Here is an 8,562-nt window from a genome sequence, read left to right on the forward strand (position 1 = left end):
CTATGGTGGCGCCCACACTGGGCGGCTATATTTCCGTTGCTTTGGGCTGGCATACGATATTCCTGGTATTAGCAGGATTGGGGCTGTTCAATTTGGTCGCCAGCTGGCTGTGGCTGCCCAATAGCTATAAACCAGACACCACACTTTCTTTAAAGCCGAGGCCGATCATCACCACTTTTTGGGCCGTATTGAAAGAGCCGCAGTTTTATACCTATGCGCTGACAGGCGCTTTGGCTTTTGCAGGTTTGTTTGTATATGTGAGCGGTTCGCCGATTTTGTTCATGTCCATATTCAAGGTAAAAACAGAAACCTACGGCTGGATCTTTGCCGGTCTGTCTATTGGTTTTATTGGTGCAAGCCAGGTCAATACGTTAATGCTCAGAAAATATACCAGTGAACAGCTGATCTATGCGGCACTGATCGGGCAGGCACTTTCAGCTATTGTGTTCCTTATCGGAAGTATAAACGGCTGGTTTGGTCTCACAGAGTCTTTGATCATGCTTTTCCTTTTCCTGGGCTGTCTGGGCTTTGCCAATCCTAATGCCGCGGCACTTTCCCTGGCTCCCTTCAGCAGGAATGCCGGTAGCGCATCTGCGTTGATGGGTGCGTTCCAAATGGCGCTGGGAGCCATTGCATCGGCTTTCATCGGTTTCTTTGAACAGCGCACTCCGGTGCCTATGGTATCGATCATGACCGTTACTACCCTGATGGCACTTGCGATCCTCTACTTTGGAAGGAAAACCATTAAGAAAAAGATTGAAACGCCTGATAGAATCGTAAATACCTTTCATTAACTACATTTTTCATACCTGTTAAGGTGCTGCTTACGGGCATGCCCAGTCACACTTTCTTCACACCTTGTTCACACCAAAGCCACAAACAGGTACCTTTTTGTGAAGAAAGTGTGACTGAGGTGTGTTTCATGTGAGGACTTGCCCTTAACCGAACTGGATCCGTTCTGCTTCTGATCCCTTCTGAGACTATCGCATTTTAGCATCCTTCAAAAGTCGTAAAAAAAATATCAGCCCGCGTAGGGGTATAAGTTGATCTCGTTGTCTTACTCTAAAATAAGATACAAATGAGAAAATTAATTACTTCAATTCTACTACTCGCCGGTCTGAGTGCCGAAGCACAAAACCAGATACCAGGAAAAATTCACTTTGGACTCGTTTATCCCTTGAGTACCAATGGCATGCGTGCTCCGCTGGATACCAATAACTTTTCTATTAACCTGATCGGCGGAGTTTCTGCGGCCGAGCGCGGGGCGGCATTTGCAGGTCTTTCCAATGTAGTGCGCAATGATGTGAAAGGCACTATGTTTGCCGGTTTTTCCAACCACGTCAAAAGAACTGTTAACGGTGCTTTATTCGCCGGTTTCGCAAACACTTATGGTGGCGGTAAAGGTCCAGCATTCGGCGGCTTTGCCAATGTGGCTTCCGGCGATGTTAAAGGTGCGCAGTTTGCAGGTTTTGCCAACATCGCTAAAGAGGTAAACGGAACGCAGGTTGGCGGTTTCATCAATGTTGCTAAAAATATAAAAGGCGCACAGTTCGCCGGTTTTACCAATGTGGCTAAAAATGTCAGCGTTTCCCAGGTTGCCGGCTTTGCCAATGCAGCGAAGGATGTGAAGGGCTCTCAGTTTGCGGGTTTCATCAACATTGCCAGGAAGGTCAAGGGTGTGCAGGTAGCTGGTTTTATGAACATCGCAGACAGCAGTGACTGCCCGATCGGGATCATCAACATCATCAAACATGGCGAAAAAAGCATCGGCCTTACGGTTGATGAGAACCAGACCACTATGCTCTCTTTCAGATCTGGCGGCAAAATACTTTACGGGATCATTGGTGCGGGTTATAATTTCAAAAACGATGATGCGGTCTATGCGGCAGAAGCAGGGCTTGGCGCACATTTCTTTACCTCAAACCGCTTCAGGTTAAATGCTGAGCTAATTGCCAGCACGCTAACAGACTTTGAGGACGGCGATTACTTCAAATCTTCCTTCCGCCTGATGCCCGCATTGAAGCTCACTTCTTTCCTGGAAATATTTGCCGGCCCGTCTTTGAATTTCATTACCACAAACACAGCTGAGGGTGAAAAATTAACCAAAAAGTACTTAAAGAAATGGCCGGGAGACTGGGATGAGGATTTCAGGGGACTGTACCTGGGTTATACAGGCGGCATCCATGTCAAATTCTAGAACGGTCACCCTGGCGGGATATCATAAAAGACATCAATGAACACACAAATTTTAAATCACATGAGAATTTTAACAGCAACAGCATTACTGAGTATTTTTTTGACCTCCTGCTCTAAGGACAAGCTTACCGCAAGCGGGGAAAAAACCACGGAAACAAGAGCGTTAAGCGCTTTTACGGGCGTAGACACCGATGGCAGCAGTGACATCCATATTGCCTGCGGAACAGAGTTTAAGGTGACTTTGAGCGGTTCAAACAACCTGATCCCTTATTTCAAAACAGAAGTGGTGGGCAGCACACTGCACCTGGGCTACAAAAATGTCAATGTAAGGCGTGATGATGTCCAGGTTTATGTGACACTGCCTGCGATCAACTACCTTTCCATCAACGGCAGCGGCGATATCGGTCTCAGCGGGCAGTTTCCTGCGCTTGATCGTTTTGAGGTTTCCATAAGCGGAAGTGGCGAGGTGGAAGCCGAACAGATCATTGTGGCCAATGAGGCCTCTGTAAAGATCTCGGGCTCGGGTGAAGCTGACCTGAAGAAACTGCAGAGCAAAAATGCCGAAGTACACATCTCGGGCAGCGGCGATGCGAAAGTCAGCGTTTCAGAAAAACTAAAGGCCAGGATCAGCGGCAGCGGTGAGCTGTACTACCTAGGCAGTCCGCAGATCGATTCTCAGATCAGCGGCAGCGGCAAATTGATCAAACTTTAACAACAACACGTCATGTCAGCATTTCAGTCACATCTGCAAGCGTTTACCTCAGTTTTCGGGGCCATGAGGATTCCTGCAGATCAGATTCACCAATTGGAAAAAAGTGCCCCAAACCTGATGGTGTATGCTTTGCCTGTGGTATTTGCATTTACCCTGCTGGAAGGTTTTTTGTCGCATATTGGCGAGCACAAAACTTATGAAAAACGGGAGACCATAGGTTCGCTGTTCGTTGGCCTGGGCAACCTGGCGGTAAACCTGCTGATGAAAGTGGTACTGCTTTTTGGGGCCTTGTGGATCTACAATGTATTGCCATGGAGAATGGAACTCAACTGGTGGATGCTGGCGCCCTGCTTTGTCCTGTACGATTGCTGCAGCTACTGGTCGCACCGCATCTCGCATTTCAACCGCTTCTTTTGGGCAACTCATGTAGTGCACCATTCGGCGGAGCATTACAACCTGACCGTGGCATTCAGACAAAGCTGGGTGCAGCATTTTAAAACGGTGTTTTTCATCCCGGTTGCGCTGATGGGCTTTCACCCCGTAGTATTTTTTGTAGCCAGTCAGATCAGCACATTGTACCAGTTTTGGGTACATACAGAGGCAATAGGCAAGCTGCACCCTTTCATAGAGAAGTATTTTGGTACGCCGTCCAATCACCGGGTACACCATGGCAGCCAGGAAAAATACCTCGACAAGAATTTCGGCGCGGCATTTATGATCTGGGACCATTTGTTTGGCACCTTTCAGTACGAAGAAGAGAAACCGGTGTATGGGCTGACCACGCCTGTGGAAAACAAGACCAATCCTTTTGTGCTCAATTTTCATGAGTACAGGGACATGCTGCACGACATCAAGAACAGTGACGGTCTAAAGGAACTGCTGTTCTTCATGTTTGCGAGCCCGGCCAAAATATACCGGCACAAGGCTGAAAAGTCGGTAAAGCAGATGAATTTGATATTGGCGGAACAAGCATCGGGGGAGCGAATTGCTGAGATTGAAAAAAAAGGGGAAAGAGTGCTGAAGCTGGCGGGTATCATACTCATACTGATCCTGCTGCTGAGCCAGACCAGTCCCGCACAAAGCAATACAAAGGAACCCCTTCCTACTCCGCGCGGTGAAAATATGCTGTTTTTCCTACAAAGGGACCCTGATGCCAATACGGTGATCTATGAACTGAACTACAACAGCGCAGGTAAGCTGGACCAGGACAACCCGGTCAAAAGTTCCTGGATCAGGTATACCGAAGATGGCAAGTATAAGGACCTGACGCTCATTGAAAATAAGTTTGCCTACGGAGTAAAATGCAAATCGCTGGGCAACGGGGAGTTTGAGATCAGGCTGAGGGCCTACAAGAAAATGCCGCTGTACCTGAAGCGCTCTGAACACGACAATAAGTACAGGATTTACATCAGAGACGAGGGCAAAGATTATTTATTGAAAAGGGTCTTTGTGCGGGTAAGGGGCGGTTCGTTCTGGTTCCCCAAAGTGGAGTACATAGACCTGATTACGGTAAACAGCGCTTCTGGCGTTGAAATCCTTAAGCGGATTAATATTTAATTTTTTAAGTTTGAAAGGTATTATAAATTGAATTTGACCTACGACACACTACTTCCTGTACAGCAGAGCTATGATGATGAGACTTTCGAACACTTGTTCAAAGCGCACTATAAGGAACTTCATGCCTATGCAGGAGTGATGCTCCGGGATGCGGATATGGCCGAGGAAATCGTACAGGGCATGTTTCTTAAATTCTGGGAAAAGCGGGAACTGTTGAATATTCAGACTTCTATCAAAGCTTATTTGTACAAATGTGTGTATAACGACAGCATGAACTACCTGAAACACGAGAAGGTCAAAACAAAATACCATGATTTTGCGGCATACACCATGAACAATGAACATGAACCAGCTTCCTCAAGGGTGGAGCTGACTGAGCTGGAAATAAAGCTCCAGAAGGCACTGAACGAGCTGCCTGAAGCCTGCCGGACAATATTCCAGATGAGCAGGTTTGAGGAGCTAAAATACAGGGAAATAGCAGAGCAGCTGGGTCTTTCAATAAAGACAGTAGAGAACCAGATGGGCAAGGCATTAAAGATATTGCGCTTAAAACTGGCGGATTTTGTCGCGTTTATGGCGCTCGCATTACCGGGGTTAATTAGGTATTACAGGGATTTTTTTAATTAGGGGAACAGATGACTGATGAATTATTGATAAAGTTTCTGCTGAATGAAACAAGTGAAGAGGAAGGCATAACTGTGCAGGCATGGCTGGAGGCTGATTCTTCAAACCAGGCTTACTTCGGGCAGTTTGAAAAGATCTGGAAAGCAGGAAAAAAACTGGCGGTTTTGAGTACGGTTAATGAGCAGCAGGCATGGCTGAAGTTTAAAGAAAGAACTTCAAAGCGCACTACAGGAAGCCCGGAGGCCATAATAAGACCATTGAAACAAAGCCTCAGCTGGCTAAAGATCGCGGCTATACTAATCCTGATCGGCGGCATCTGGATGACTTACAACATATTTGGTCCTGAGCGATACAAAGACGTCATTGCGGAAAACAAAGTGCTGACCGAACAGCTCCCTGATGGTTCTGAACTTACATTAAACAAAAACTCGAAGATTAGTTACGTGAACAATTTTAAGCGCCACCGCCATGTGAAGCTGAGCAAGGGCGACGTGTTCTTTAATGTGGCGCATGACAAGACCCGGCCTTTTGTAATCGAGATCAATCAGGTTTCGGTAACGGTGGTGGGTACTTCGTTTAACATCAAACGCCTGAACGGACAAACTGAGGTGATTGTGGAAACAGGCATAGTGCGTGTGGAACTGAACGGGCAGAAAATTGAGCTGCACAAAGGCGAAAAGGTACTGATCGGGACTGCGGCTACAGTGCTCCTCAAAGAAAAAAATACCGATCAGCTGTACAATTATTACCGCAGTAATTTGTTTATTGCCAACAATACACCGATCCAGAAAGTGGCAGACGTGATGAATGAGGCTTATGGTTCGCAGATCAGCATCAGTGATCCTTCACTGGGCGCGGAGACCATCAGCACGACCTTTAAAGTGGATGCGGGACTTGAAGGCAACCTGAAAGTGATCATGGAAACGATGGGGGTAAAAATAACGCGTAACGAAAATAAGATTTTGTTGTCTAGACTTAAATGATGAAGATAAAAATAGGCCTGCTCCTGATGATGCTCCCGGGTTTTTGCATGGCTCAAAACACTTTAGTGGAATACAGACATAACCTGGACAAACTGATCACCTTAAATATCAAGGCCCAGCCGGTATCAGAGGTGCTCAATAAAATGAGCAAAGCAGGTGATTTTTATTTTTCCTACAACGGTAAATTGTTTAACCAGGACAGCGTGGTCAACATCAATATGCGCAACAAACCGGTCCGGGATGTCCTGGACCAGCTGTTTACCGGCAAGGTCGATTACAAGGAGATCGGTGAGCATGTCATCCTCCGCTATGCGGCCAATCATTTTACCATTGAGCCGGAGAACATCACAAGCGCCGACAGGCTGTACCTCATCAGCGGTTATGTGGTGGATACGGAAACAGGACGCAGGGTAAAACAGGCCAGCGTTTATGAAAAGCGCCTGCTCCAGTCTACCCTGACGGATGATGATGGTTATTTTAAGCTCCGGTTCAAGGGTGATCATACCGAGGTGATCCTGACAGCCAGCAAGGAAAATTACAGGGATACTTCCCTGGTGTTTCTTTCTGACATTAAAGTGAAGCCGGAAGGTTATGAAGACCCCGATGCTGAAAAAGCAAATGGACTTTCGAAAAGAAACATGGCTGAGTCCGGTCTGGGCAGGTTCTTCCTCTCTTCGAGGCAGCGGATCCAGGGTTTGAACATTCCTGATTTCTTTGCCAATACGCCATTTCAGGCCTCCCTTACCCCCGGTCTCAGTTCTCATGGCAGCATGAGTTCGCAAGTGGTCAATAAATTTTCTTTAAATGTGCTTGGTGGCTATACTGCGGGGGTCAACGGTTTTGAAATAGCCGGCCTGTTCAACATCACCAAAGGCGATGTCAAGAAGTTCCAGGCCGCAGGATTGTATAACGGCATTGGTGGTTCTGTAGACGGGTTTCAAATGGCCGGACTGGCCAATGATGTAAGAACTAAGGTCAATGGTGTGCAGGCCGCCGGCCTCATCAACCATGTCAGAGAGGATATGGACGGGGTGCAGATCGCCGGTTTGGTGAATATTGTGTCTAAAGCGGTACACGGTACTCAGATAGCGGGCCTGGGCAATTTTTCTGCCAGGGAGACCAAAGGGCTGCAGATCGCCGGGCTGGGAAACATTACCTCTCAGGGCATGAAAGGCATTCAGATCTCAGGCCTGTTTAATTATTCCAAAGAAATGAACGGGGTACAGATCGGTCTGGTCAACATCAATGGCAACAGCACGGGTTACAGTATTGGTCTGATCAACTATTCCCGGCACGGTTACCACAAGATCAGCCTATACACCAATGAAACGATTAATACCAACATAGCCATCAAAACGGGGAATTCTAAGCTATACAACATCATTCTAGCGGGAAGAAATTTTTCCGGTTCAGAGAAAATCGACGCTTTTGGGCTGGGTTTTGGGCATGATTTCCTGTTCAGCAACAAAGTTTCCCTGGCGGCTGAGCTCAGCTCGCAGCTGATCTATCTCGGCAATTGGGATGATACCAATACACTGGCACGCTTTCAAACCAACCTGCAGGTACAGGTGGCAAAAGGGCTTACTGTGTTTGGTGGCCCGGCCTATTCACTTTACTGGACTGAGGGGGCAAACGGGTCGCCCGGAAAGGGCTACAGCAAACAGGTCGAGCCGTCAAAACACCACAGTTTCAGTACGCACATGAAGGGCTGGGTGGGCTGGAATGTGGGGGTCACTTTGTTTTAGGTAAGTAAGGGAATTGCTTAGACCGGCAGCAGATCAATATACCAGTACCCGGCGTCTTTAATCTCAGCGGTTTCATAGGTCTTGAATACTTTCTCGCCCAGTTCAAATGGTATGGGTCTTTTGAATATCGGACCTTCAAATGCAAAGGTGTGAAATTCACCGTTTTCCCCGCAGGGATCTATTCCTTCGGGCAGTTCATCAATAAACCTTTCGTCTATTACCCGTCCGCAGAAGTCCTCCAATCCTTTTTTGGCGCAGACAACCACAGTTTTATAGCCAAGACTGATGAATTCCCTGAGCAATTCGGTGGTATCCCTTTTCCAAAGCGGAAAGAGCGCGGTCATCCCTATTTCGGCAAGTTTGTTTTCCCGGTACAGCTTCAGGTCTTCGAGGAAGATGTCGCCAAATAGGGAATGGGTAATGCCTTTTGATTTGAGCTGACCAAGGTGGTGCTGCATGGCCTGTTCATACGTGTCCATGCCGGGCATCTCCGGCAGGCGCACCTGATAAAGATCTATGCCTATGCTTTCTGCCTGTCTGATGAGCAATGAGGACCTTACCCCATGCATCGATACCCTGTCGAAAGCATCGTTTACGGTAGTCAGCAGGTAATCTATGCGGAGGGATGGGTCTTGCAAGGCGTAATGCAGTGCAAGCGTGCTGTCCTTGCCGCCGCTCCAGTTAAACAAACACTTATTTTTCACCGGATAGATTGATGTGCAGGTTCTTGCTTATAGATATTTAC

The 8,562-nt window shown here is 47.3% G+C and carries 8 protein-coding genes; 7 read left to right on the top strand and 1 reads right to left on the bottom strand.

Going from position 1 to position 8,562, the window contains the following annotated elements:
* From VK541_RS19770 to VK541_RS19800, 7 genes are all read left to right on the top strand, one after another.
* The coding region (locus tag VK541_RS19770; protein WP_324372159.1) for an MFS transporter at positions 1-794 on the top strand (794 nt) is incomplete at its 5' end.
* Between the two features lie 284 nt (positions 795-1,078).
* On the top strand, positions 1,079-2,197 hold the full coding sequence (locus VK541_RS19775) for a hypothetical protein (RefSeq protein WP_324372160.1): 1,119 nt from the start codon (positions 1,079-1,081) through the stop codon (positions 2,195-2,197).
* A gap of 60 nt (positions 2,198-2,257) precedes the next feature.
* Complete coding sequence (locus VK541_RS19780) at positions 2,258-2,908, top strand: head GIN domain-containing protein (protein WP_324372162.1); 651 nt, start codon at positions 2,258-2,260, stop codon at positions 2,906-2,908.
* A gap of 12 nt (positions 2,909-2,920) precedes the next feature.
* A complete protein-coding gene (locus VK541_RS19785; RefSeq protein ID WP_324372163.1) occupies positions 2,921-4,465 on the top strand; it encodes a DUF4833 domain-containing protein in 1,545 nt (514 codons plus the stop codon).
* A gap of 33 nt (positions 4,466-4,498) precedes the next feature.
* Entirely contained in the window at positions 4,499-5,092 is a 594-nt protein-coding gene (locus VK541_RS19790) for an RNA polymerase sigma-70 factor (protein ID WP_324372164.1), read from the top strand.
* 8 nt (positions 5,093-5,100) lie between these two features.
* Positions 5,101-6,072, top strand: coding sequence for a FecR family protein (locus tag VK541_RS19795; RefSeq protein ID WP_324372165.1), 972 nt, complete (start codon positions 5,101-5,103; stop codon positions 6,070-6,072).
* Positions 6,069-7,817, top strand: a complete 1,749-nt coding sequence (locus tag VK541_RS19800) for an STN and carboxypeptidase regulatory-like domain-containing protein (protein WP_324372166.1) — start codon at positions 6,069-6,071, stop codon at positions 7,815-7,817. The genes VK541_RS19795 and VK541_RS19800 overlap by 4 nt, the downstream gene beginning before the upstream one ends.
* A 17-nt stretch (positions 7,818-7,834) precedes the next feature.
* Here the strand turns inward: VK541_RS19800 and VK541_RS19805 are convergent, their stop codons facing one another.
* Positions 7,835-8,521, bottom strand: coding sequence for a diphthine--ammonia ligase (locus VK541_RS19805; protein ID WP_324372167.1), 687 nt, complete (start codon positions 8,519-8,521; stop codon positions 7,835-7,837).
* Positions 8,522-8,562: the final 41 nt, after the last annotated feature.

The organism is Pedobacter sp., from assembly GCF_035317785.1.
Taxonomy (GTDB): domain Bacteria; phylum Bacteroidota; class Bacteroidia; order Sphingobacteriales; family Sphingobacteriaceae; genus Pedobacter.